This is a genomic window from Streptomyces sp. NPDC016562 (assembly GCF_043076955.1).
In the GTDB taxonomy this organism is placed as follows: domain Bacteria; phylum Actinomycetota; class Actinomycetes; order Streptomycetales; family Streptomycetaceae; genus Streptomyces.
Genome location: NZ_JBIBRZ010000001.1, coordinates 427,055 through 450,549 on the forward strand (window position 1 = coordinate 427,055; position 23,495 = coordinate 450,549).

General features: G+C 73.7%; 19 protein-coding genes. 5 read left to right on the forward strand and 14 right to left on the reverse strand.

Annotated features, from left to right (window positions below; translation table 11 throughout):
• Positions 1-40: 40 nt before the first annotated feature.
• From fxsT to ACF059_RS01960, 7 genes are all read right to left on the reverse strand, one after another.
• Positions 41-3,073, reverse strand: a complete 3,033-nt coding sequence (gene fxsT / locus ACF059_RS01930) for an FxSxx-COOH system tetratricopeptide repeat protein (RefSeq protein WP_392050136.1) — start codon at positions 3,071-3,073, stop codon at positions 41-43.
• 81 nt (positions 3,074-3,154) lie between these two features.
• Positions 3,155-4,411 (reverse strand): HEXXH motif domain-containing protein, encoded by a 1,257-nt coding sequence (locus tag ACF059_RS01935; RefSeq protein WP_392050139.1) that lies wholly within the window; start codon positions 4,409-4,411, stop codon positions 3,155-3,157.
• Positions 4,408-5,670 carry an FxsB family cyclophane-forming radical SAM/SPASM peptide maturase gene (locus ACF059_RS01940; protein WP_392050142.1) on the reverse strand — a complete coding sequence of 421 codons (1,263 nt, stop codon included), beginning with the start codon at positions 5,668-5,670 and terminating at the stop codon, positions 4,408-4,410. The genes ACF059_RS01935 and ACF059_RS01940 overlap by 4 nt, the downstream gene beginning before the upstream one ends.
• Before the next feature lie 143 nt (positions 5,671-5,813).
• Positions 5,814-6,008, reverse strand: a complete 195-nt coding sequence (gene fxsA / locus ACF059_RS01945; protein WP_392050145.1) for an FxSxx-COOH cyclophane-containing RiPP peptide — start codon at positions 6,006-6,008, stop codon at positions 5,814-5,816.
• Positions 6,009-6,157: 149 nt separating this feature from the next.
• Entirely contained in the window at positions 6,158-9,433 is a 3,276-nt protein-coding gene (locus tag ACF059_RS01950; protein WP_392050147.1) for an SAV_2336 N-terminal domain-related protein, read from the reverse strand.
• A 5-nt stretch (positions 9,434-9,438) separates the two neighbouring features.
• A complete protein-coding gene (locus ACF059_RS01955; protein ID WP_392050150.1) occupies positions 9,439-10,473 on the reverse strand; it encodes an AAA family ATPase in 1,035 nt (344 codons plus the stop codon).
• Between the two features lie 37 nt (positions 10,474-10,510).
• Positions 10,511-12,589: a trypsin-like peptidase domain-containing protein gene (locus tag ACF059_RS01960; protein WP_392050153.1), complete on the reverse strand. Its 2,079-nt coding sequence runs from the start codon at positions 12,587-12,589 to the stop codon at positions 10,511-10,513.
• Positions 12,590-12,735: 146 nt separating this feature from the next.
• Between ACF059_RS01960 and ACF059_RS01965 the strand changes: the two genes are divergently transcribed.
• Positions 12,736-12,924, forward strand: a complete 189-nt coding sequence (locus ACF059_RS01965; RefSeq protein WP_030709801.1) for a DUF6104 family protein — start codon at positions 12,736-12,738, stop codon at positions 12,922-12,924.
• 123 nt (positions 12,925-13,047) lie between these two features.
• On the opposite strand, the gene sodN is transcribed toward ACF059_RS01965, so the two are convergent.
• Complete coding sequence (gene sodN / locus ACF059_RS01970; RefSeq protein WP_030709803.1) at positions 13,048-13,443, reverse strand: superoxide dismutase, Ni; 396 nt, start codon at positions 13,441-13,443, stop codon at positions 13,048-13,050.
• 168 nt (positions 13,444-13,611) lie between these two features.
• Between sodN and sodX the strand changes: the two genes are divergently transcribed.
• Entirely contained in the window at positions 13,612-14,034 is a 423-nt protein-coding gene (gene sodX / locus ACF059_RS01975) for a nickel-type superoxide dismutase maturation protease (RefSeq protein ID WP_392050156.1), read from the forward strand.
• On the opposite strand, the gene ACF059_RS01980 is transcribed toward sodX, so the two are convergent.
• Entirely contained in the window at positions 13,938-14,567 is a 630-nt protein-coding gene (locus ACF059_RS01980; RefSeq protein WP_392050158.1) for a CGNR zinc finger domain-containing protein, read from the reverse strand. The genes sodX and ACF059_RS01980 overlap by 97 nt on opposite strands.
• A 79-nt stretch (positions 14,568-14,646) precedes the next feature.
• Here ACF059_RS01980 and ACF059_RS01985 point away from each other — a divergent pair, with 79 nt between their 5' ends.
• Positions 14,647-15,423, forward strand: a complete 777-nt coding sequence (locus ACF059_RS01985) for a methyltransferase domain-containing protein (protein ID WP_392050161.1) — start codon at positions 14,647-14,649, stop codon at positions 15,421-15,423.
• Between the two features lie 122 nt (positions 15,424-15,545).
• Here ACF059_RS01985 and ACF059_RS01990 read toward each other — a convergent pair whose 3' ends face one another.
• The 3 genes from ACF059_RS01990 to ACF059_RS02000 are packed head-to-tail and all read right to left on the reverse strand — an operon-like array spanning position 15,546 to position 18,232.
• Positions 15,546-16,298 (reverse strand): amino acid ABC transporter ATP-binding protein, encoded by a 753-nt coding sequence (locus tag ACF059_RS01990; protein ID WP_326593562.1) that lies wholly within the window; start codon positions 16,296-16,298, stop codon positions 15,546-15,548.
• An 11-nt stretch (positions 16,299-16,309) separates the two neighbouring features.
• Entirely contained in the window at positions 16,310-17,257 is a 948-nt protein-coding gene (locus tag ACF059_RS01995; protein ID WP_366866408.1) for an amino acid ABC transporter permease, read from the reverse strand.
• 30 nt (positions 17,258-17,287) lie between these two features.
• Positions 17,288-18,232, reverse strand: coding sequence for an ABC transporter substrate-binding protein (locus tag ACF059_RS02000; protein WP_392050164.1), 945 nt, complete (start codon positions 18,230-18,232; stop codon positions 17,288-17,290).
• Positions 18,233-18,757: 525 nt separating this feature from the next.
• Here ACF059_RS02000 and ACF059_RS02005 point away from each other — a divergent pair.
• A complete protein-coding gene (locus ACF059_RS02005; protein ID WP_392050167.1) occupies positions 18,758-19,960 on the forward strand; it encodes an NADP-dependent malic enzyme in 1,203 nt (400 codons plus the stop codon).
• A gap of 182 nt (positions 19,961-20,142) precedes the next feature.
• Entirely contained in the window at positions 20,143-21,105 is a 963-nt protein-coding gene (locus ACF059_RS02010; protein WP_366866410.1) for a zinc-binding dehydrogenase, read from the forward strand.
• A 428-nt stretch (positions 21,106-21,533) separates the two neighbouring features.
• On the opposite strand, the gene ACF059_RS02015 is transcribed toward ACF059_RS02010, so the two are convergent.
• Both ACF059_RS02015 and ACF059_RS02020 read right to left on the reverse strand, forming a co-directional pair.
• Positions 21,534-22,421 carry a helix-turn-helix transcriptional regulator gene (locus tag ACF059_RS02015; protein WP_392050170.1) on the reverse strand — a complete coding sequence of 296 codons (888 nt, stop codon included), beginning with the start codon at positions 22,419-22,421 and terminating at the stop codon, positions 21,534-21,536.
• 1 nt (position 22,422) lies between these two features.
• Entirely contained in the window at positions 22,423-23,388 is a 966-nt protein-coding gene (locus tag ACF059_RS02020) for a DUF4097 domain-containing protein (protein ID WP_392050173.1), read from the reverse strand.
• Positions 23,389-23,495 lie beyond the last annotated feature (107 nt).

A 23,495-nucleotide genomic window follows, 5' to 3' on the forward strand; every position in this document is an offset into this window, starting at 1 on the left:
CGGCTCAAGGCCGCGGCTGGGGCCGCGGCCAAGGCTTCGGCTAGGGCTGCGGCTCGAAGTCCCAGTACGGGCGCGTCTGTTGCTTGGCCGCGATCGTGTGGACGTGTTGCGGGCCCAGGGTGCGGGTCAGGCCCTTGATGCCCGCGTCCTCGTGGGTGGCCGCCTCCGCGTCCTCGCGGACCGCGCGCAGGTCCGCCGCCAGCGCGATCTGCGCGCTCAGGGTCATCGGGTGGTCCGCGCCCAGGACCTGCTCGGCCGTGCGCAGCGTCTCGCGGCTCAGGGACAGTGCGTCCTCCAGCCGTCCGGTGATGTTGCGGTGGCCGGTGGCGTTGAGGGCGCAGCCCAGGGTCCAGGGGTGCCGGTCGCCGAGCGCGCCCCGCATGCCGACCAGTGCCTGCTCCGCCAGGGACAGCGCCTCCGCCCGCTCGCCCTGCGCGCGGAGCACCAGGCCGAGGTTGCCGACCGTGCCGATGCTGTACGGGTGGGCGAGGCCGAGCTGCGACTGGTAGCCGCGGACCACGTCCTCGGAGATCCGGCGGGCCTCGCCGACGTCCCCGTACTCCCGCAGGTACGTCGCGTAGTCGGAGGCGACCATCAGGGTCCACGGGTAGTCGACGCCGAAGACGCGCGTCGCCCGCTCCCACACGGTCCGCAGCCGCAGCCCCGCCCCGGGGATGTCGCCCGAGCGGCGCAGGCACTGCCCGAGGTTGTGCTCGGCCCGCAGGGTCTGGGGGTGACCCAGGCCCAGCACCTGGGTGTTGAGCTTGACGCCCTGCTCCTGGCGGGTCTGGGCCTCGCGGTAGCGGCCCATCAGCCGCAGGCCCATGGCACAGGCGATGCCGGAGGCGAGGGTGGAGATGTGCAGGGACCGCAGGACCCGCTCGCGGCGGCGCAGGGTGTCCAGGTCCAGGTCGTAGGCGTCCTGGTAGCGGCCGAGGAGGCGGTAGGTGGCGGCCAGGTTGTTCTGGGCGTCCAGGGTGGTGGTGTCGTCCTCGCCGAGCAGTTCGCGGTAGGTGGCCAGGCAGTGCTCGAAGATCTCCCGGGCCGGCTCGAACTTGGCGATGCACAGCAGCACTCCGCCGTACGCGCTGGTGGCGCGCAGGCTCTCCAGGTCCCGGTTGCCGCGCTCCTCGGTGAGCCGGTCGGCCACCGTCTTGGTGAGGGTCTCGGCGCGGCGGAACAGTCCGAGGTTGCGCAGGGCGTTTCCGTACTGGTAGCTGAGCTCGCGCACCTTGGGGTGGTCCTCGCCCAGCGCGGCCCGCCAGATCTGGTCGGTCTCCTCGGAGAGCCGCAGGCAGGTGCGGTACTCCCCGGCGAGGATCAGGTAGCGCAGGCAGTGCAGCAGGAAGTTCTGGATGCGCGGGTTGCTGCTGGTGAGCACGCCGGAGGTGTCCAGGTGCGGGACGAGTTCGGCGTACCGGGGCCACAGCCGCGCGTCGGAGGGCCGGCCGGGGTCGGCGGCGGCGAGGACCTGGCGGACGGCCCGGGCCAGCGGTTCGGCTTCCTCCTCGGAGAGGTTCTCGCGGACGATGCCGTGGACCATGCGGTGCAGCTGTACGGTCTCCAGCCCGCCGCCGCCCTCCTCCACGGCCAGGTCCGAGTACTCCAGGCGCACCACGGAGAACTGGACGAGCTTGTTGAGGGCCGCGTTCCACCGGATCTGGTCGTTGATCAGCCCGGCGAGCTCCTCGGGCACGTCCTCGGCGGGGAACTCGCGCAGCAGCCGCAGCGGCACCGGTCCGGGGGCGAAGAAGACGAACAGCCTCAGCAGGGCGAGGGCGTCGGGGAAGTTCTCCCGGACGTTGTTGAGCAGTATCGCCAGCGCGGTGGGGAAGGGCAGCGGGTAGTCGTCGGAGACGGTGACGGCCTCGCGGGAGTCCAGCCGGCGCCGCAGCAGCGCCAGGTAGTCGCCGACCGTCAGCGGGGAGTCGGCCAGCCAGCCGGCGGTCTGGTCGAGGGCCAGGGGGTAGTCCTCCAGGGCCTCGGCGAGCTGGTCGGCCTCGTCGGCCGTCAGGCGGCGGGCCCGGCGGCGGATGAAGGTGACCGACTCGGGGCGGGCGTAGAGCGGCACTTCGACGAGGCTGGTGTGCCGGGCGGCCCACTCGCGGTTGCGGGAGGTGATGATCACGTCGCCGGCGCCGGAGGGCAGCAGGTCGATCAGGTCGTCCGGGTTGTCGCAGCCGTCGAAGACCAGGAGCCAGCGCCCGTACGGGGATCCGCGCCGCAGCGCCTCCTGGACGGCCCGGATCTGCTCGCCGTAACTGCCGGCGCCGCGCGGCAGCCCGAGGGCGGGGGCCAGGTCGGCGAGGCGTTCGCGCAGGGTGGGCCGGTCCTCGGCGGGGACCCACCACACCACGTCGTACTCGGAGGCGAAGCGGTAGGCGTACTCGGTGGCGACCTGGGTCTTGCCCACGCCGGACAGCCCGAGCAGGGTGACGGTGGACGCGCCCGACGGGGCGTCGGTCAGTGCCGCGCGCAGGGTGCCGATGACGTCGTTGCGGCCGGTGAAGCGCGGATTGCGGCGCGGGACCCGCCCCCAGATCTCGGGCGGGTCGTTGGGGAAACGGGGGCCGCGGCGGCCGGTGTCGGCGCCGATGCGGTCGGTGCACAGCTCCAGGCGGCGCAGCACCCGGTACTCGGCCTCGTACGCGTCCACTCCCCACAGGTCCGTCTTCTCCAGCACGGCCACGGCGCTGGGCAGCGGGTCGTCGGTGAGGCTGACGGCGGCGAACCGGTCGGGGTGGCGGTCGGTGACCGTGCGCAGGGCGGTGTTCCACTCCTCGTCGGAGTGGGTGCCGGCGAAGAAGTAGCGCTCGCTGAGCACGAGGAGGACCCGGCTGCCGGAGCGGGCGAGGTCGTCCAGCGCCTGGACGAGGCCGGGGCTGCTCTGCGGGTCCCAGCGCTGGAGGGCGACGCGGTGGCCGTGCTCCTCCAGGCGGTGCGCGATCCACACGGCCCAGGGGCGGTTGAAGCCCGCGAAGCTGATGACGAAGCGCTGGGTCTGGTGCTGGTGCTGGTGCTGGTGCTGCTGTTGGGCCGCCGCGTCGCGGTCCTGTCGACTACCGGTGGTCATGGCGCCGTCTCCCTGGGCTCCGGGCAGTGGACGGGACTGAAAACGTACCGCAGCGGACGGTCCGTCAGCCCTCCGCGCGCTTCAGTCTTCTGTGAACACGGCGAGTTCGGGATGGGCCTCGCACCAGGCCCGCCGGTCCCGCTCGACGCTGCGGCGGGCCGCCGTGTGCTGGTCCCCGGGCGGCGGCAGTTCGTCCATGGCCCGCTCGGCGGCGCTCATGGCCTCGGTGAACTCCCGCCCCGCGTCGGTCAGCCGCTCGTGCGCCCGCAGGACGGGCAGTACGGCCGCCACCTGGGCCCGGATCCGGGCGTGCTGGGCCCAGGCGCCGCGGGCCCCGTACAGGGCGGCGCGCTGCCAGTAACCGGCCAGGGCCAGGTGCGCGTAGGCGCCGTGCAGGAGCCCCTCCAGCGGGCGGGGGTCGCTGCGCCAGGGCGCCCAGTGGCGGGGGGTGCGGTCGGCGGTGTGCAGGGTCAGGACGTCGGCGAGGGCGGACAGCTTGCCGTGCTGGACCTCGTGGACGAGGGTGGCGGCCAGCGCGGGCGGGGCCTGGGCGCGGGCCAGGACGGAGCCGGCGGCCGCGGGCAGGGTGGCGCCGCTGGAGCGGGAGCCGCCTGCCAGCGGGACGACGGAGCGCAGCAGGTGCACGGTCTCCTCCGCGCGGGCGGTGTCGTAGCGCTGGAGCAGGGTGAGCGCGCCGGACCACTGCGTGTCCCACCGCTTGTGCCCCTTGGAGGTGAGGCGGCGGGCCGCGCGGACGGTGGCGGGCTGTGCGGGACCGGGCGCCCGGTACGGGTCGAGGTCGTCCAGGGCCGTCCCGCCCCCCGGCAGGCTGTGCAGGGGCAGGGTGGCGGGGTCCTCGGGGTCCCAGGAGCGCTCGGTGAGGGCGAGCGGGCCGGGACGGGCGGGGCGCAGCAGTCCGAGGGTGGGCAGGACGAGCCGGCCGTGCAGCGGCCGCAGGGTGTGGGTGAAGGCGATCCCGGCGCGCAGGGCCGCGGCGACGGCGAGGACACCGAGGTGGCCGAGGTCGGGCGGGGGCCCGTACGGGGCGTGCAGCCGCCGCAGGGTCTCCTCGGCCCACACCCCGGTGGCCGGGTAGTGCAGTACGTCGCGCACGGCGCCCGGGTCGCGCCGCTCGGCCTCCTCCAGCAGGGCCCAGTGGTCGGCGGTCTCCCCGCGGCGCCCGCCGGGGGCGGCGTCGAGGACCGCGCGCAGCAGGACCAGGCGCCGGGAGCGGCGGACGTCGCGGACCAGGCGGGTGCCCTCCGCGGACGGTTCGGTGGAGGCCAGGGCGCGCAGGGTGCGGGAGGAGACGGTGAAGGCGGCGAGGGCGGCGGTCATGAGGCGGCCCGTCGCGTCGCCCGCCCGGCCGTCGCCGCGGCCAGGGCGGCGGCGACGTGCCGGATCAGGACCTGGAGGTCGGCGCAGTAGACGGACGGCTGCCGGAAGCCCTCCCCGGCGCGGTAGCGGTGCGGGTAGTGCCCGCCTCCGCACACCTCGACCAGCTCGCAGGCGCGGCAGCCCGCGGCGAGGGCGTCGCGCCCGAGCTGGCGGGCGGCGAGCCCGGGGTGGTCGAGCAGCTCGTCGAAGCTGTGGGTGTCCAGGCTCATGCCGGTGGTGGCGGCGCCCTCGTACGCGGATTTCAGTGAATCGGCCTGTTCGATGGAGCCGTCGGTCTCGATCACGGCGGTGGCGGCGGGCTGCAGCCCGAGGGTCTCGGTGGCGGCGGGCAGGCCGAGCAGCAGGGCGATGATCTCCTCGAAGGGTCGGAGCCGGGTGCGCCGCACCCCGTCGTGCCACCAGCGCTCGAAGACGGCGACGAGCCAGTCGGCGTACGGGGTCCGGCCCGGGCGGTGGCCGGGGGGCGGGGCGCTCCAGTGCGCGAGCGGCAGCAGCAGCCCGACGCTGGGCGGGGCGAAGGCCAGCAGGGACTCGTAGGTCTCCACCGGGTCCTGGGCGAGGTCGACGACGCAGAGCACACCGGCGTAGCTCTCCGGATGCCGTGCCAGCAGCCGCAGGCCCCGGACGGCGGCGCCGAAGCCGGGCCGCCCCGCGCGGTCCACGCGCCGGGCGTTGTGCTCCGGCAGCCCTCCGTCGAGGCTGACGCCGACGCGGATCCCGGCTCGGGCGAGGGCGGCGAGGCGGCCCCGGGTGAGCAGGGTGGCGTTGGTCTGCACGGTGGCGGTGACGCGGGTGCGCGGGGCGGCTGCGGCGAGGGCGGCCCGTACGGCGTCGACGGGCCCGGCCAGCGCGGCGGGCGCGGTGAGCAGCGGTTCGCCGCCGTGCAGGACGAGGTCGACGCGGGGCAGGTCGTGGGCGGCGGCGTGTTCGGCGATGCGCCGGGCGGCGCGTGCGGCGATGGCGGGGGTCATGGCGGCCGGCTGGCCGCGCCAGCCCTGGTCGGCCATCTCGTAGACGTAGCAGTAGGTGCAGGCGAGGTTGCAGCGGCTGCGGGTCTTGAGCACGAACTGCCGCAGTGGGTGGGGACGGTGGCCCGCGGTGCGCAGCGCGGGCAGGTCGAGGCGGGTGTAGGGCCAGGGCGCGTGCCGGGCGTGGTGCGCGGTCGCCGCGGCGGAGTCGGTCGTGATCGCTCGGCCCATCGCTGCCCCTCCCTCCCCCGGACTTCGTCGGGGGACCCCCAGCGGACGGTCCATCCCTGCCCCTCGGGCGGTCCGCGCTAACGGCGGAAAGTGGTCAACTCGTTTCTCGTCGGGGCGGATCAGGCATCCCGGCCTCCGTCCGGTCAGACCACGCCGGAGTCGAACGCGTTGAGGATCTCGGCCGGGTGGGTCACCCGCTCGACCATGCCCTCGATCACCTGGGCCAGCACGGGATGGTCGATCCCGCGCAGGGCGGCCAGGTCCAGCCCGGAGAGGTCGGGCAGCCGCCCGGGACACTGCCGGGTTTCGGCCACCGCTTCCTGATGGTTGGTCACCATGTGCCGCTGCTCCCCCTGTCGTGTCGCGGACCGGACGGTCCACTGCCCCTTCCCCTGCGACCGGTCCCCGGAAACGGCGGTTCCGGTCGGGGGCGCCGGTCGCGGCGGCCCTGGCGGCGGCCAGCGCGGCGTGTTCTGCGGCGGTTCGGTCACTGCCCGGCCTCCAGCATCCGCATCCGCACGCGCAGGGCCTCCGAGCGCACCTCGGCGCCCGGCCCGGTCCGCGCCCACAGCTCCAGCGCCGAGCGGTACGCGTCCAGGGCCGCCCGGGGCCGGGCGAGGAGCTCCAGCACCTCGCCGCGCAACTCCTGTACGCGCGCGGCCAGTTGGACGGCCGTGCCGGTGGCCCGGCGCTCCTCGTGGTCGGCCTCCAGCGCGGCCCGCCAGGCCCGCCGGTAGGAGTCCGCCGCCCGGTCGAGGCGGTCCGGCGCGCGGGTGTGGCCGTAGATCTCCTGCTGTACGTCGCCGTGGTCCCGCCAGGCCCGCGCCTGCTCCAGCGGCTCGCGGCTCTGCCGGACGGCCAGCTCCAGCAGGTACTCCGCCTCCCACAGGTCCACCGGGTCGCCCTCGTAGGCGTGCCGCAGCCGCAGCCCGGTGGCCAGTCGCAGCAGCCGGTGGGCCGCATCGGGGTCGGACTGCGGGACCGCCGCCCGGCTGTCGCGCAGTACCCGCACGGCGGCCCCGGTGAACCGCCGCCCGTCGGCGGTGCGGGCCCGCTCCAGGAGCACCTCGCCCCACTCGGGCAGCAGTTCCCCGATGGCCTCCGCGTCCCGGGGGATCAGCCTGCGGGCGCGGCCGTACGCCTCGGCCGCGTCCTCCAGGGCCCCCGGATCGGCGTCCCGCGCGTACCGCTCCCGGTGCACCCGGGCCAGGCACACCAGCGCGGCCACCCGCAGCTCCGGGTCGCCGCCGTCCTCCCGCAGGGCCGCGTGGAGCTGTCCGGCCGCCTCCTCCAGCCGGCCGGGCAGATACCGCAGCGCGCCGGCCAGTTCCACCCGGACCTGGGCGGCCCGCGGGGTGCGCGGGGTGCGCGGCGGGTGGGCCAGGGCCGTCGACAGGCGGGCCGCGGCCTGTTCGGCCAGGGCCGTGCGGCCGGCCGGGTCGGGGGTGAAGGCCAGGAGGGCCAACAGGACCCGCCCCAGGGCCAGGTGCAGCTCGGGGTACGGGGCGGGGGCCGGCCCGGCGTCCACGCCCGGGGCGGGACCGGCGGAGCCGGTGGCAGCGCCGGCGAGGCCGGGGGCCGGGCCCGTCAGGGGTTCGAGCACCGTGCGGGCCTCGCGGAGCGCCCCCGCGTCGCCGCGCAGCTCGCTCAGCCGGATCAGGGTCTCGGCCCGCCGCACCGCGCAGTCCCGCACCAGCCTCGGGTCCGCGGACGCGCCCGCAGCGCCCGCCGCGCCCGCCGCCGCGAACTCCCGGTCCGCGGCGGCCAGCAGCTCCGCGGCCGGCAGCTCCGCGTCCGGCGCGCCCGTCAGCGCCCGCTCGTACAGCACCCGGCCCCGCAGCGCCCGCCCCTCGGCCGTGCGCAGCCCGGTCACCACCCTGTCCGCCTCGGCGAGCACCTCCGGGTCCCGCTGGGCCGCCCACAGCCGCAGCAGCGCCGCGCCCAGCTCGGTCTCCGCCTCCTCGGGCGGATCGCCCGGCCCCAGCGGGGCCGTCACCGCGCGCCGCAGCACCGCCACGGCCTCGTACAGGGCCCGCGCGCCCCCGCCGCCCACCCCGTCGGCGTCGGCCAGGCGGTCCCGGGCCGCGCGCACCGCCGCCGCCCGGGGCGCGGCGGGGGCGGCGGCCGCGGTGGGCGGGCGCGGCTCCGTCCCCTCCTGCGGCATCCCGGGCAGGTAGCGGCGTACGACCTTGGCCGAAACCTGCGCGAAGGCCCGCGGGAGCCGCCCCGCGGGCACGCGCTCGTCGTCCTCGCAGCCCGGGTCGGCCACCATCGGCGGCGCCCCCGTCAGCTGGGTGACCGCGAGCGCGGGGAAGTTGCGTACGCCCCGCCCGAAGTGCGCGAGCACGTACTCCGAGCAGTGCTTGAGCACCAGCGTGGCCTCGTCGCGCCCCAGCGGCCCCAGCAGCACGTCCTGCACCCCGGGCGCGAACTCGTACCAGTGCCCCGGCCCCGGCCCGCTGCGCCGCACGAGCCCGCTGAGCAGCACCTCCGCGAGGTCCGACGGCTCGGAGTCCGGCAGCATCGTGCGCTGCACCAGCCGCATCACGGGCAGGTTCAGCGGCGCCGCCGACAGGTACACCGCCAGTTGTACGGCCCGGGGCGCGGCCGAGGACCGGAACCGCGTCACCAGCTCGCGCGGCGGCCGTACGGTACGCGGCGGCGGCACCGGCGCCGCCGGGTGGTCGGCCAGCACCCGGCCCACCTCGGCCGGGACCGGGCCGGTGCCGAGCCCGGCGACGAGCCGGGCCCAGGCCCCCAGGGCGGTCGCGCTCGGCGGCAGCACCGGGACGCTCAGCCCACCGGTCGGTCGCCCCGGCAGCGGGGCCCGGTCCGAGCGGAATTTCAGCTTCCCTGCCCCGCCCTCGATGCGGGAGAGCGTGCCCCGCTCGGTCGGCAGCCAGCTGCGGCCCCACAGCCGCTGGGGCAGCGGCTGGACCACCACGCACGGAGTGCACTGCGCCCACCGGTACAGCAGCCGCTGGGCCGTGCCCTCGCGCCACAGCGGCCCGGCGCAGTCGGAGACCACCATGGTCAGGGCCCGGCCGGTCGGGTCCCGCAGCTGGTCCCCGGAGCGCAGCCCGGAGCCGGGCGACGGGCCGCGTCCGAGCGCCGCACCGCCGTCCGCGAGCCGGTGCAGGTAGTGGACCTGGACGTCGCGGAAGGCACCCAACCGCTCGCAGACGGAGCGCAGTTCCTCGAACATGTCCTGCCAGACGGCCATCGACGCGGACGCGTCCATCACCAGCCGTACGGTCGCCTCGCGCCGGCTCTCCGGCCGCAGCACGGGGATGACCAGCCCGAGGGCCCGGGCGCTGGCCTCGGCGGTGGCCGCCTCGTCCAGGACCAGCCGGGTGGGCGGGGCGGGCGGGCGGTGGCGCTGGAGGGCGCGCAGGGCGCGCTGGACGGCGAGGATGCGGGGCAGCGCGGCGGCGCCGGGCACCCGTACGGGCACCCCGTACTCCTCGGGCGACTCCTCCGGCGACGCCCCTTCGGTCCCGCCGGCCCGGCGCTGGCCCGGCGCGTAGAGCCTGACCGGATCCTCAGCCTCCGGCTCTTCCCGTACGGGCTCCTCGCGCTCGGTGACCGGATCCCCGGCCTCCTCCTCGGGGCCCGGCGGCGGGCCCGGCACCACCCGCGCCGGGCCCCGGATGTGCCCGGCCAGCCACAGCGCGTCGGCGAGTTCCTCGGCGGACGGGTCGAGCCCGGCCGCGCGCAACAGCGCGGCCAGGTCCCGGATGCCGGACGATCCGGCGCTCGGCACGGACCTCACCTCGGGCGGTCGAGGCGCTGGATGAGCAGGTCGGCGAGGTCCTCCCGGGTCGGCGGGGCGGCGTAGTGCGTCAGGTACACGGCGTTGAGCAGCTGGTCGGCGGCGACCAGTTCGGTCTGGGAGCGGCTGAGGAACTCCCGGATCAGGTCCGACCCGAGCCGGGCGGCCTCCTCGCCGAGGTGGGCCCGGACCAGGGTGGCGAGCCGCTTCTCGCCGGGCTGCCCGAGCCCCAGCTGGATGCAGCGCCGCAGCAGGGCGGCGGGGAAGTCCCGCTCTCCGTTGCTGGTCAGGATGATGAAGGGGAACGCCCGGCAGCGGATCCGGCCGCCCCGCACGGTCACCTTCGTCCCGTCGTCGGTGAGCACCTGGACCTCGGGCTCGGTGTCGGCGACCCGTTCGAGCTCGGGGAGCGCGAACTCCCCCTCCTCCAGCACGTTCAGCAGGTCGTTGGGGAGGTCGATGTCGCTCTTGTCGAGCTCGTCGATGAGGAGGACGCGGGGCCGGGAGGTGGGCAGCAGCGCGGTGCCGAGCGGCCCGAGCCTGATGTACTTCCCGATGCCGGTGCCGGTGCCGCTGCCGGGGGCGGGGCCGGCGCCGTGACCACACCCGCTCGCGGCGATCTGCACGTCCTGGAGCCGGGCGAGGGCGTCGTACCGGTACAGCCCGTCCTGGAGGACGGTGCGCGAGACCACCGGCCAGCGCAGCACCCGTCCCAGTTTCAACTCGTGGGCGACGGCGTGCGCGAGGGTGGACTTCCCGGTGCCGGGAAAGCCCGTGACGAGCAGCGGCCGCCGCAGGTACAGCGCCGCGTTGATGGCCTCAAGCTCCTCCGGCTCGGGCCGGTGCAGCTCGGCCGCCTGCCGGTGCGCCCCCAGCCGCCGGGCCACGTTGCCGTCGGCCACCGCGGCGGGGCCGCCCGCCTCCGCCACGGGCCCGCCGTCGAAGTCCCGCCAGGGCGGCGGGTCGGGCAGGGCGTCGATCCCGTCGTGGGGCTCGCCGACCCCGCGGTAGATGAGCCACTCGTCGTTCATAAGCGCTCCCTTCCTCGCATCCGCCGGCGCGGCGGTGTCACAGGTCGCCTTGCAGCGGCTCGTCGTGGGGCAGCGGCCGCGCCGGGTCCTCCCACACCAGCCCCGCCCCGGCCGCCCAGTACGCGTCGGGGTCCGCCCCGTACGCCCGCCCCCGCAGCTCCTGCAACCGCAGCGGCAGCACCTCGCCCCGCCCGGCCTCGGCCAGTTCCTCCCGCAGCCCGCGGTGGAACGGCGCGCACGAGCCGCCCGCACCCGGCGGGGGCCTGCGGGTCACGGCCACCCCGTACCCGGCGTCCCGTACCGCGTGCAGCGAGCCCAGCGTGGGCTCCTGGTCCGCCGCGCGGCAGTGCACGGGCACGGTGTTGTCCGGCAGGCCCGAGAGCCACTCGGCGGCGGGCGTGCGGGGGCGTCCCCCTATGCAGTCGGCCCGTTCGTCCTGGAGCGGTCCCGCCTGCACCCGGGCCCAGCGGGCGGAGCCCTCGGCGCCCTCACGGTCCGCCGGGTGCTCCCCCGCCCCGGCGCCGTGGCGCAGCAGCACCGGCCGCTGCACCCCGAGCGGTACGCCGCCCGCCACCGTCCACTCGTCCACCGGCAGCCCGAACAGCTCCGGGGACACGGCCACTTCGAGGGGGGCCGCCGCCTCGTGGGTGTCGCACCGCCGAAAGGCCTCGGCGAGCGGGGCGCGCAACGCCTGGGGCAGGCCCGCCAGGGTGGCCCGTACACCCGAGTCCACCGGGGTCACCCGCCCGGGGCGGGCCGGGCCCGCCAGCACCGACACCCGCCAGTCGTAGAGGTCCTCCCAGCCGTGCGCCCACACCTCCAGCAGCGCCGAGGCCCCGGCGGGCAGCCCGCCCGAGCGCGGGGCCGGGCCGTGCGCCGCCCGCCCGGCCGTGGCCCGCCGGCGCCGTTCGCGCTCGGCCAGGCCCCGCTCGTGGCGCTCGCCGAGCTCGCGCCGCAGGGGCCGCCAGAGCCGCTCGGCGGTGGCCCGTACCCATTCCCAGAGCTCCTCGTCCGCGCCGGGCGTCGGCGGCTCGCGGTAGTCGGCCACGCTCACGTCCGTGGCGTACCGGAGCATCGCCGCGGCCTCCGCGGCCCCGCCCGGCGGGTCGTGCAGCAGCCCCAGCCCGTCGCGCCAGCTCAGCGGGGCCGGCGGCTGGGGGTCCGGCTCCTCCCCGCGGGCGGCCTCGACCAGGGCCCGTACCGTCTCGGAGGAACCGGGCGGGGGCAGCTCGGCCAGGAGCCCGCACAGGGTGGTGCGCTCGCCGGGGGTGAGCCGCCCGCGGCCGGCGTACGGGTCACCCTCCTCGGGCGGGAGTTCGCCGTGCACGTCCGTCCACGTACGGCGGTTGTCGAGGTCGCTGAGGTGCTGGTCGTAGTGGTACAGGTCGTGGGCCTGCATGACCCGCCGGTAGAGCCCGGCCTGGCCCCGCGCCGCCATCGGCAGGGTCCTCAGCTGCACGACGGAGACCGCGAGCCCGCCGCCTCCCGCGTGCCGCCGGGCCTTGAGCACGCCGACGACCTCCCCGCGCGCGAGGTCCACCACGGGGCCGCCGGACATGCCGGGGTCGATCTCGTCGTCGTCGCCGAGCCGGATGGCGGCGCCGTTCCCGGCGGTGCCGCGCAACCGGGTGGTGCGGCCGGTGATCTCGGGGATGCCCAGTTCCTCGGTGCAGCCGAAGTAGGCGACCTCGTCGAAGCGGGGCCGGGAGCGGTCGGTCAGCCAGACGCAGGAGTGCGAGACGGGCGCCAGCACCCGTACGAGCGCCAGATCGGGCAGGTCCCACAGGGCTCCCCGCCGGGGCCGGCGTTCCTCCAGCCGCTCGGGCATGACGCACTCCACGCGCCCGGCGACGGTTCCGGTCCGGCGCCCCGAGGAGAAGCTGATGCCGACCTCGCGTCCCGCGATCCGCACGGTGGCCCCACCCCCCTCACCGACGACGTGCGCACACGTCAGGACCCAGCCGGGGGCGATGAAGAAACCGCTCCCCCAGGTGGGTCCGGCTCCAGCGGTTCCATACCCGCCGGGCGGGGCGTGAACGCGTACGGTCGCGGCCAGGACGAGGGGCTCCAGGAGCTCGAAGGCGCGCGCGGAGCCGCTCGTGCGCCCGTCGGTCATCCGCGCCCCCCACTGGTGAGACGTCCAGGCTAGCGCCGGGGGCGCGACGGGCGGGAGGTCTCGTGACGGGACGGATTATCCTGGCGGAAAACACCCGATCGACCGGTCGAAACCGACCGGCGTCACCTCACGGCACGGAGCCCGACTTGTACTTCACCGATCGCGGCATCGAGGAGCTGGAGAAGCGGCGCGGCGAGGAGGAGGTCACCTTCGAGTGGCTCGCCGAGCAGCTGCGCACCTTCGTCGACCTGAACCCGGACTTCGAGGTCCCGGTGGAACGCCTGGCCACCTGGCTGGCCCGCCTGGACGACGAGGACGACGACGCGGACGAGTGACCGCCCCGGCTCCTGCGAAGTGTGCGAACGAGAACGAGAACGGCCCGGCCGCCACGAAGGCGGTCGGGCCGTTCTCATGTGCGCTCGGTCCGGCAGCGCGGGAGGATCCTTCGGGCGCCCGGATCAGGCGGCCTTGGTCTCCCAGAAGATGCGGTCGATCTCGGCGATGAGCTCAAGAGCCTTGGCGCCGGTCGCCGGGTCGTTGGACGCCTTGGCGGCCGAGAGGGCCTTCAGGGTGTCGTTGACCAGGGTGTGCAGCTGCGGGTACTTCTCGAAGTGCGGCGGCTTGAAGTAGTCGCTCCAGAGCACCGAGACGTGGTGCTTGGCGAGCTCGGCGCGCTGCTCCTTGATGGTGATGGCGCGCGCGCGGAAGTCGGCGTCGTCGTTGGCCTGGTACTTCTCCTGCACGGCCTTGACGGACTCGGCCTCGATGCGGGCCTGGGCAGGGTCGTACACGCCGCACGGAAGATCGCAGTGGGCGGAGACCTTCGCCTTGGGGGCGAAGAGGCGGGAAAGCATGGAGTGTCCTCCTCGTGATCGTCTTCTCAAGGGGGAGATTACTCGCTGGGGAAGCGGATTTCGCGGGCGCCCCCGGGGGCTTAGGACAAAAGTCCAGGGTCTCGGCCGGACCGGTGAGCGAATGTACGGGACCGTGCGGCAGCATGCGGGGTGACGAGGAGGACACGCATGGTGGAGTACGGACGCCCGCGCAGGCGGTTCGAGGTGGTGGAGGTGGAGGGGGCGTCGATGGTGCCCACCCTGCTCAGCGGCGACCGGCTGCTGGTCCGCTACGGGGCCGCCGTGCGGCCCGGACACGTGGTGGTGCTGCGCCACCCCTTCCAGCAGGACCTGCTGGTGGTCAAGCGGGCGGTGGAGCGCCGGCCCGGCGGCTCCTGGTGGGTGCTCGGCGACAACCCCTACAACGAGACCGGCGACAGCACCGTCTACGGGCCGGTGCCCGACGAGCTGGTGCTGGCGACGGCGGTCCTGCGCTTCCGGCCCCGCGAGGAGGATCAGCGCTCGCTGAGGGCCCGGCTGTCCTGGGCCGTCTCGGCGCTGCGCCCGCTGCCGGCGGACGCCTCGGCCTCCAGCCGCTTGCGGGCTCGGTAGGCGGCCACGTTGGCCCGCGTGGCGCACCGGTCGGAGCAGTAGCGCCGGGAGCGGTTGGTGGAGGTGTCCAGGTAGGCGTTGCGGCAGGGCGCGGCCTGGCACAGGCCCAGGCGGTCGGGGCCGTGCTCGGTGAGTGCGAAGGCCAGGCCCATGGCCGCCATGGCGGCGTAGCCCGCCGATGCGTTCGAGGGGTGCTCGGCGAGGTGGATGTGCCAGTCGGGGCGGCCGTCCTCGCCGATGGTCTTGTGCCCGGAGACCTGGGGGCTGACGGGGAACTCCATGAGCAGCGAGTTCAGCAGGTCGACCGCGAGGACGTCGTCGCCGCCGTCGGCGGCCTCGAAGACGGCGCGCAGCCGGGCCCGCACGTTGCGGAAGCGGGTGACGTCGGTGTCGGTGACACGCCGCGCCATCTGCACACTGGCGCCGAACAGCGCGCGCACGGCGTCCACGGAGGTGAGCGCGTCCTTGTTGCGGGCCGGCTCCTCGGTGTTGACCAGGCGCACGGCGAAGTCCGAGTAATGGGCCAGTTCCACTTGTAGTCCTTACGGCTGCGGATTAATGTCTGCGGTAACGGCTGAGACGTCTTCGAGGGTATTACTTATGGAGGGGTTCATGAGCGCGGATACGACCGAAACGGCACCCACCGCGGCGTACTGGCAGGCCTGGCAGGACAGCTGGGACCGCCAGCAGGAGTGGTACATGCCCGACCGCGAGGAACGGTTCCGGGTGATGCTCGACATGGTCGAAGCCCTGGTCGGCCCCGCCCCCCGGGTACTGGATCTCGCGTGCGGTACGGGAAGTATCACGGACCGCGTCCTCAAGAGGTTCCCGGAGGCCACCAGTACCGGCCTCGATCTGGACCCCGCCCTGCTGGCCATCGCCCGCGGCCACTTCGCCGGGGACGAGCGGGTCACCCTCGTCACGGCCGACCTGAAGGACCCCGGCTGGCGCTCCGCCCTGCCCCACGACTCCTACGACGCGGTCCTGACCGCCACCGCCCTGCACTGGCTGCACGGCGAGGACCTCACCGTCCTGTACGGGCAGCTCGCACCGCTGGTGGCGCCCGGCGGGGTGTTCATGAACGCCGACCACATGCCCGACCCGGCGACCCCCCGCATCGACGCCGCCGAGCGCGCCCACCGGCACGCCGGCATGGACCGGGCCAAGGCGGCCGGGGCCGCGGACTGGCGCGAGTGGTGGGCCCTCGCGGCCGCGGACCCGGTCCTGGCCGAGCCGGTGAAGGCGCGCTTCGCGATCTACGGGGAGCACGCGGACGGTGACACCCCCTCGGAGGCGTGGCACGTCCGCACCCTGCTCGACGCCGGGTTCGCGGAGGCCCGTACGGTCTGGCGCTCGCCCTCGGACGCGCTGGTCCTGGGCCTGAAGTAGGGACCTGGAACAGGGGCCCGGAGACGGGCAGCCGGAGGCAGGCGCCCGGAAGGGCCGCGCACGGCGGAGGGGCGGTACGGGATTCCGTACCGCCCCTCCGCCGTGAACGCGTGCGACCGCGGCTACAGCACCTTGGACAGGAACGCCTTGGTGCGGTCGTGCTGCGGGTTGCCCAGCACGTCGCGCGGGTTGCCGGACTCGACGACCACGCCGCCGTCCATGAAGACGAGGTTGTCGCCGACCTCGCGGGCGAAGCCCATCTCGTGCGTGACCACGATCATGGTCATGCCCGACTCGGCCAGGTCCCGCATGACGTCGAGGACGTCACCCACCAGCTCCGGGTCGAGCGCCGAGGTGGGCTCGTCGAAGAGCATCAGCTTCGGCTCCATGGCGAGCGCGCGGGCGATCGCCACGCGCTGCTGCTGGCCGCCGGAGAGCTGGGTGGGGTAGTTCCCGCCCTTGTCGCCGAGGCCCACGCGGTCCAGCAGGCGCACGGCGCGCTCGCGCGCCACCGCCTTGGACTCGCCCTTGACCATGACCGGGGCTTCCATGACGTTCTCTATGGCCGTCATGTGCGGGAACAGGTTGAAGCGCTGGAAGACCATGCCGATGTCCCGGCGCTGGGCCGCGACCTCGCTGTCCTTCAGTTCGTAGAGCTTGTCGCCCTTCTGCTTGTACCCCACCAGCTGGCCGTCGACCGAGAGCCGGCCGGCGTTGATGCGCTCCAGGTGGTTGATGCACCGCAGGAAGGTCGACTTGCCGGAGCCGGACGGACCGACCAGGCAGAAGACCTCTCGCGGGGCGACCTCCAGGTCGATGCCCCGGAGGATGTGGGCGGCGCCGTAGGACTTGTGGACGCCTTCTGCCTTGACCATCGGCTGGGCGGTCACTTCGCCACCTCCGTACGGCGGAACATGTTCAGGTTTGCCTTCAGCCGCTGGAACGGGGTGAGGGGCAGGCTGCGCAGCGAACCGCGGGCGTAGCGGCGCTCCAGGTAGTACTGGCCGACACTGAACACGCTGGTCAGAGCCAGGTACCAGATGGAGGCGACGAAGTACATCTCGATCACCGCGCCGGCCGTGGAGCCGATGTTGGAGCTGGCCCGCAGCAGTTCGGTGTACTGCACCGCCGAGACCAGGGACGAGGTCTTCAGCATGTTGATGAACTCGTTGCCCGTCGGCGGGATGATCACGCGCATCGCCTGCGGGAGGACCACGCGGCGCATGGTCTGCGTGCGGGTCATGCCCAGGGCGTGCGAGGCCTCGCTCTGGCCCTCGTCGACGGACTGGATGCCGGCCCGGACGATCTCCGCCATGTAGGCGCCCTCGTTCAGGCCGAGGCCCAGCAGGGCGACCATGAACGGCGTCATGACGTCGACGGTCTCGTTCTTGTAGATCGGACCGAGGTTGATGTACTGGAAGATCAGCGGGAGGCTGAACCAGACCAGCAGCTGCACGTAGACCGGGGTGCCGCGGAAGAACCAGATGTACAGCCAGGACACGAAGCTCGTGACCGGGTTGTTCGAGAGCCGCATCACCGCGAAGAGGATGCCGAGCACGAGGCCGAGCAGCATCGACAGGACGCTGATGACGATGGTGTTCCAGAGGCCGTCGATGACCGAGGCGTCGAACAGCTTGTCGCCGACGGTGGCCCAGATGACCTTGCCCTGCGAGAAGGCGTAGATGAGCCAGCCCAGCAGCACGGCCACGACGACGGCGCTGACCCAGCGCCCGTAGTGCCGTACCGGGATGGCCTTGATGGCCTCGTAGGGGGAACCCGAGGGGCCGGGTCCGGCCGGTGCGGTGGCCGGACCCTTGTCGATCTTGTCAGTCACTATGACTGCCCTTCAGTGGAGCGCGCGGAACTACTTGCCGGCGTTGATGGTGGCCGACGGGACGGCGCTTCCCTTGACGTCCCACTTCTCCAGGACCTTGGCGTAGGAGCCGTCCTTGATGATGGCGTCGAGGGCTTCCTTGAGGGCGTCGCGCAGCTGGGTGTTCTCCTTGGCGACCGCGATGCCGAAGAGGCCGACGTCGCTCTGCTGGCCGCCGACCTCGAAGTCGTTGCCGCCACCGGAGGTCTTGGCGATGTACGCGGCGACCGGGTAGTCGTTCAGGTCGGCCACGGCGCCGCCGGCCTTGACGCGGGTCTGGGCCTCGGCGTCGGTGTCGAACGCCTCGATGGTGAGCTTCTTGTCACCGCACTTCTCGGCCTGCGCCTTGAAGGTGTCCTCGTAGATGGTGCCGCGCTGGACGGCGACCGTCTTGCCGCACAGGTCGTCGAGGGACTTGATGTTGTCCGGGTTGCCCTTCTTGACGATGAGCGAGACGCCGGAGGAGAAGTAGTCGACGAAGTCGACGCCCTTGCCGATCTTGGCGCCCTTCTCGTCCAGGCCCTCCTGGCGGCGCTTGTTGTCGCTGATGGAGGACATGGCGACGTCCTGGCGGCCGGTCTCCAGGGAGGTGATCAGGCCGTCGAAGGTGCCGGACGTGAACTGGAACTTCACACCGAGCTGCTTGCTCATGGCGTCGGCGATGTCGGGGTCGACGCCGACGATCTTGCCACCCTCGGTGAACTCCATGGGGGCGTAGGCGGCGTCCGTGCCGACCTTGATGACCCCGGCGTCCTGGATCTTCTTGGGCAGCTTGGAGAACAGCGGGGCGTCGCTGGTCTTGTCCTTGGACTTGGTGCCGCTGTCCGTCTGGTCACCACAGCCGGTGAGGATCAGGGCGCCGGCGACCGCGATCGCGCCGACCGCGGCGATCCGGGACCGGGCGGCGGTCGTACGACGGGTGGTGCTTGCGGTCATGGCTTCGTTCCTCCGGCTGGTGGAAAAGCATCGAAAAACGGTCGGACACGCACCATCGAGTGTCACGACCTCGTGTGATTACGGCATCTTGCCATTCGGACTGAGACATTCAGGGTGCCCGTCAGGTCAAAATCGCATAACGGGCGACGGGGGTAGCCCAACAGGACTGCGGGGATGCGGGTTCGAGACCGCAGATACTGCCGTGACCTGCCCCTTTGACCGCAGTTTCTGCGGACCGTCTCGCCCATCGGACGCCAAGGTTTGGACTTTTCACCAAAAGCAGGGCAACCGACCTACAGTTGAGCGGGAATCGACTCGTCTGGGCGAGTGTTCTTCGGGTAGAACAGATCCTTACACCCCTCATCCGGGGCTCAGGGCGCGCGTGCGGCGCGCCCGCGCGTACGAAACCTCCCCTTCGCGGAGACGGGCCAACCGTCGATGCGGAGTACAGACGCGGTGCCCGCCCACCCCTTAACCAGGAGTGGCCACCCTCAACGATTCAAAGGACTTAAGGGGTCACACACAGTGGCAGCGGAGATCATCAACCCTCGCAGTGACAGCGTCACGGACAACAACCCGGACGCGGTGTTCGCACTGCACCGGGGCGGCAAGATGGCCATCCAGGCCACGGTGCCCGTCAACGACAAGGACGACCTGTCCCTCGCGTACACGCCCGGCGTGGCGAAGGTGTGCAGCGCCATCGCCGAGCAGCCGGAGCTGGTGAACGAGTACACCTGGAAGTCCAACGTGGTCGCCGTCGTCACCGACGGCACGGCCGTGCTCGGCCTCGGGGACATCGGTCCCGAGGCGTCCCTCCCCGTGATGGAGGGCAAGGCGATTCTGTTCAAGCAGTTCGGCGGAGTGGACGCGGTCCCGATCGCGCTCGCCACCAAGGACACCGAGGAGATCATCGAGACGGTCATCCGTCTCGCCCCCTCCTTCGGCGGGGTCAACCTCGAGGACATCTCGGCCCCCCGCTGCTTCGAGATCGAGCGCCGCCTCCAGGAGGCGCTGGACATCCCGATCTTCCACGACGACCAGCACGGCACGGCCATCGTCACGCTGGCCGCCATGCGCAACGCCGCCAAGCTCACCGGTCGCACCCTCGGCGACCTGCGCGCCGTCATCTCGGGCTCGGGCGCGGCGGGCATCGCCATCGCCAAGATCCTGGTCGACGCGGGCATCGGCGACGTCTGCGTCACCGACCGCAAGGGCGTCGTCTCGGCGGACCGCACCGACCTGACGGACGTCAAGGCGGAGATCGCGGGCCTGACCAACAAGACGGGCCAGACCGGCTCGCTGGAGAAGGCCCTCGCCGGCGCGGACGTCTTCATCGGCGTCTCCGGCGGTACGGTCCCGGAGGAGGCGGTGGCCTCGATGGCGAAGGACGCCTTCGTCTTCGCCATGGCCAACCCGAACCCGGAGGTCCACCCCGACGTCGCGCACAAGTACGCGGCCGTCGTGGCCACGGGCCGTTCGGACTTCCCGAACCAGATCAACAACGTGCTGGCGTTCCCGGGCATCTTCCAGGGCGCCCTCAAAGTCCGGGCCACCCGGATCACCGAGGGCATGAAGATCGCCGCCGCCGACGCCATCGCCGGTGTCGTGGGTGACGAGCTCGCCGCGGACTACGTGATCCCGTCGCCGTTCGACGCGCGCGTGGCCGTGGCCGTCGCCTCGGCCGTCGCGGCCGCGGCGAAGGCCGACGGCGTGGCCCGCCTGGCCTGACGGCCCGACCGTCACGCTGAGCCGTACGGATGAAGGCCCGGCCGGATCCACCAGGATCCGGCCGGGCCTTCGCCTTGGCGGGCGCCTGTGGTGGGTGTCCCGATCCGTATGCGACGAAGACCTCACTCCCCCGGTCGCGGAAGGTCTGGAACCCGGGCCCTACCGAGCGGTAGCGTCGCGGCATGTTCGCTGCCTACGCCGCCCGAATCGACCGTGACCAGCCGCTGAACGGCCTTGAGCTGGGCGAACGCCCGGCACCGGAGGCCCGGCCCGGCTGGGTGACCGTGAACGTCAAGGCCGCCTCCCTCAACCACCACGACCTGTGGTCGCTGCGCGGGGTCGGCCTCGGCGAGGAAAGACTCCCGATGATCCTCGGCTGCGACGCCGCCGGGATCGACCAGGACGGCAACGAGGTCGTCCTGCACTCCGTGATCGGGCAGAGCGGCCACGGAGTCGGCCCCGACGAGCCTCGTTCGATCCTGACCGAGCGTTACCAGGGCACCTTCGCCGAGCAGGTGACCGTCCCCGCCTGGAACGTCCTGCGCAAGCCCGCCGAGCTGTCCTTCGAAGAGGCCGCCTGCCTGCCGACGGCCTGGCTGACGGCGTACCGCATGCTCTTCACCAACGCGGGCGTGCGCCCGGGGGACTCCGTACTGGTCCAGGGCGCCGGCGGCGGGGTCGCGACCGCCGCGATCGCCCTCGGCAAGGCGGCCGGCCTGCGGGTGTTCGCCACCAGCCGGGACGAGGCCAAGCGCAAGAGGGCCGTGGAGCTGGGCGCGGTGGAGGCGTACGAGCCGGGCGCGAGGCTGCCGCAGCGGGTGGACGCCGTGATCGAGACGGTGGGCGCGGCCACGTGGTCGCACTCGGTGAAGTCCCTGCGGCCCGGTGGCACACTGGTCATCTCCGGCGCCACGAGCGGGGACCGCCCGGCGCACGCCGAACTCACCCGGATCTTCTTCCTGGAGCTGAAGGTGGTCGGCTCGACGATGGGCTCGAAGGACGAGCTGGAGGACCTGCTGTCGTTCTGCGCGACCACGGGCCTGCGGCCGGTCATCGACGAGGTCCTGCCGCTGGACCGGGCCCGCGAGGGCTTCGAAAAGCTCGCGTCGGGCGACCTCTTCGGCAAAATCGTCCTGAAGCCGTAGCCCCGCCGTGGGGCCGGGCCGCCGGGCCGTTTCCCTGGCGGCGCCCATGGCGGAGCCCTGCCGGTCCGGGCCATGCCCGCCTGCCGTCCCCCGGGGCGGTGCCTTGCCGGGGCGGTGGCTGCGACAGCCCCTGCCCTCCTCCCGGGGCGGGGGCCGCTTTTGCTCTCCCCCACCCCGCCCTTTCACCGTTTCCAGGGGCTCCGCCCCGGACCCCATACGCGCGCTCCGCGCCCGTGCCCTCAAACGCCGGGCAGGCTGAATCTGCGGCCCCGCCGCACACTCAGCCTCGCCGCACACATTCAGCCCGGCCGGCGTTTGAGGCCCGGGGTCCGGGGCGGAGCCCCGCTCTTTCAGCCCCGCCGCACAGATTCAGCCTCGCCGGCGTTTGAGGCGCGGGGTCCGGGGCGGAGCCCCGAGAGGCGGCCCGGCTAGGAGCCGGGGCGGAGGGTGGCGTTCAGGCGGGCGGCGGCGGCCGCGAGGTGGTGGTGGGCTTCGGCCAGCTGGGCCGGGGTCACGCCGTGGTCCCGAGCCGCATCGCGGACCTCGTCGCGGAAACGGTCCAGCAGCCGGTCCAGATCGCGCCCCGGATCACCGGTGGGCACCACATCCTCGGCCCAGGCCGGAGCCGAGTCCGAGTCCGAGTCCGAAGCCGGCGCCGGCGCCACGCCACCCAGCCAGGCCCCTGCCAGACTGCCCAGCACACCCCCGGACTTCGCGAACTGCTCCTGCAGCTGCCCCGCTATGCGCTGGACCTCCTCCCGCGCCCGCTCCTGGGCCTCCTTGGCCTGCCGACGGGCCTGCTGCGCCTCCTCGCGCGCCCGACGGCTCTCGTCCTTCGCCCGCCGCGCCTGCTCCTTCCACTCCTGCTTCGCCTTGCGCAGCTCCTCCTTCGCCGCCTTCCAGGACTCGTCCTCGACCCGGGTCGAGGACGCCGACGCGGCCGCCGCGGCCCGCATCTCGCGCCGCAGGTCACCCGCCGCGCCCCGGACGTCGCTGCGGATCTCGGCGGCCAGTTCGGTGACCGAGTCGCGGATCTCCAGCTCCAGGTCGGCCAGTTCGCCGCCGCGGTCGGCCAGTTCGGCCCGGCCCGCCTCGGTGATGGAGTACACCTTGCGCCCGCCCTCGGTGGCGTACGTGACCAGGCCTTCGGCCTCCAGCTTCGCCAGGCGCGGGTACACGGTGCCCGCGGAGGGCGCGTACAGGCCCTGGAAGCGCTCCTCCAGCAGGCGGATCACCTCGTACCCGTGGCGCGGAGCCTCGTCCAGCAGCTTGAGGAGGTAGAGCCGCAGGCGGCCATGGGCGAAGACGGGCGGCATCTCAGAGCACCTTCTTGTCGAGCGCGAGGGGGGTGGGGGCGGCGCCGGGCGCCGGGCCGTCGGCGTCGGCCGGACGGCGCAGCAGGGCGATGCCGCCGGAGACGGTGGTGGCCCGCAGGGTGCCGGTGCCGGATCCGAGCGTGCCGGTGATCCGCTTGGCGCCCAGCTGGCCGGAGACCCGCAGGTCCTCGAAGGCGTTGGAGACGCCGCCGGTGGCCGTGTTGGCCTCCACGCGGGCGTCGGCGGGGTGCGGCAGGCGGATCGCGACCTGGCCGGAGACGGAGTTCAGCGCGATGTCCACGGGGCGCGGGGCCGCCCCGTCGTCGTCCGGGTCCAGGTTCAGGTCGATGAGCATGTCGCCGCTGACCGAATCGGCCCGTACGCTCACGCCCGCGCCGTCGACCAGCGTCAGGCCGCCGGAGACCGAGTGGAAGCCGAGCTCCCCGGTGACGGACTGGGCCTCGACGCTGCCGGAGACGGTGTGCGCCTTGACCCTGCCGGACAGGCCGACCAGCGTGGCGTCGCCGGAGACCCCGTTGACGTCGGTGCCGCCGCTGATGCCCGAGACGAACGCGGTGGCGTCGACCGTGGCCACCTGGACCCGGGTCGCGGCAGGGACGGTGAGGGTGATCGCGGCGCTGCGCTCCCAGGCCTTGCGGCGGGCGGAGGAACCGGACCAGGCCTTCCAGGGCTTGGCCTCGATCCACTCCTTCAGGCCTTGGGAGCCGTTCCAGGGCAGGTCCTCGTAGGAGACGGTGAGGACGCCGGCGTCCTGGACGACATGGAGGGGCGGTCCGTCGACCTCGGTCACCTCCAGGCGGGCCGGGCCGTCCTCGGCGGCGACCACGTTCACCGTGCCGCTCACGACGCGGACGCGGAGCTCGGTGAGCGGCTCCTCGAAGGTGAGCTTCTGCGGTCCGGCGACCTGCCAAGTCGACCGGGATGCCTGAGACGACTGCTCTGCCATGGTGCTGCTCCTCCTCGTGCGTTCACGACCGGGCTGGCTCGACGCACGCAACATATCGCGTCTTCTCGTTAACACGATATATCGCGGTCGGGGGAAGTCAAGCAGGG

Excerpts from the sequence above, each read along its gene's own strand:
- fxsT (WP_392050136.1), bottom strand. The coding sequence starts at position 3,073 with ATGACCACCGGTAGTCGACAGGACCGCGACGCGGCGGCCCAACAGCAG.
- ACF059_RS01935 (WP_392050139.1), bottom strand. The coding sequence starts at position 4,411 with ATGACCGCCGCCCTCGCCGCCTTCACCGTCTCCTCCCGCACCCTGCGC.
- ACF059_RS01940 (WP_392050142.1), bottom strand. The coding sequence starts at position 5,670 with ATGGGCCGAGCGATCACGACCGACTCCGCCGCGGCGACCGCGCACCAC.
- fxsA (WP_392050145.1), bottom strand. The coding sequence starts at position 6,008 with ATGGTGACCAACCATCAGGAAGCGGTGGCCGAAACCCGGCAGTGTCCC.
- ACF059_RS01955 (WP_392050150.1), bottom strand. The coding sequence starts at position 10,473 with ATGAACGACGAGTGGCTCATCTACCGCGGGGTCGGCGAGCCCCACGAC.
- ACF059_RS01960 (WP_392050153.1), bottom strand. The coding sequence starts at position 12,589 with ATGACCGACGGGCGCACGAGCGGCTCCGCGCGCGCCTTCGAGCTCCTG.
- sodN (WP_030709803.1), bottom strand. The coding sequence starts at position 13,443 with ATGCTTTCCCGCCTCTTCGCCCCCAAGGCGAAGGTCTCCGCCCACTGC.
- sodX (WP_392050156.1), top strand. The coding sequence starts at position 13,612 with ATGGTGGAGTACGGACGCCCGCGCAGGCGGTTCGAGGTGGTGGAGGTG.
- ACF059_RS01985 (WP_392050161.1), top strand. The coding sequence starts at position 14,647 with ATGAGCGCGGATACGACCGAAACGGCACCCACCGCGGCGTACTGGCAG.
- ACF059_RS01990 (WP_326593562.1), bottom strand. The coding sequence starts at position 16,298 with ATGGTCAAGGCAGAAGGCGTCCACAAGTCCTACGGCGCCGCCCACATC.
- ACF059_RS02000 (WP_392050164.1), bottom strand. The coding sequence starts at position 18,232 with ATGACCGCAAGCACCACCCGTCGTACGACCGCCGCCCGGTCCCGGATC.
- ACF059_RS02010 (WP_366866410.1), top strand. The coding sequence starts at position 20,143 with ATGTTCGCTGCCTACGCCGCCCGAATCGACCGTGACCAGCCGCTGAAC.
- ACF059_RS02015 (WP_392050170.1), bottom strand. The coding sequence starts at position 22,421 with ATGCCGCCCGTCTTCGCCCATGGCCGCCTGCGGCTCTACCTCCTCAAG.
- ACF059_RS02020 (WP_392050173.1), bottom strand. The coding sequence starts at position 23,388 with ATGGCAGAGCAGTCGTCTCAGGCATCCCGGTCGACTTGGCAGGTCGCC.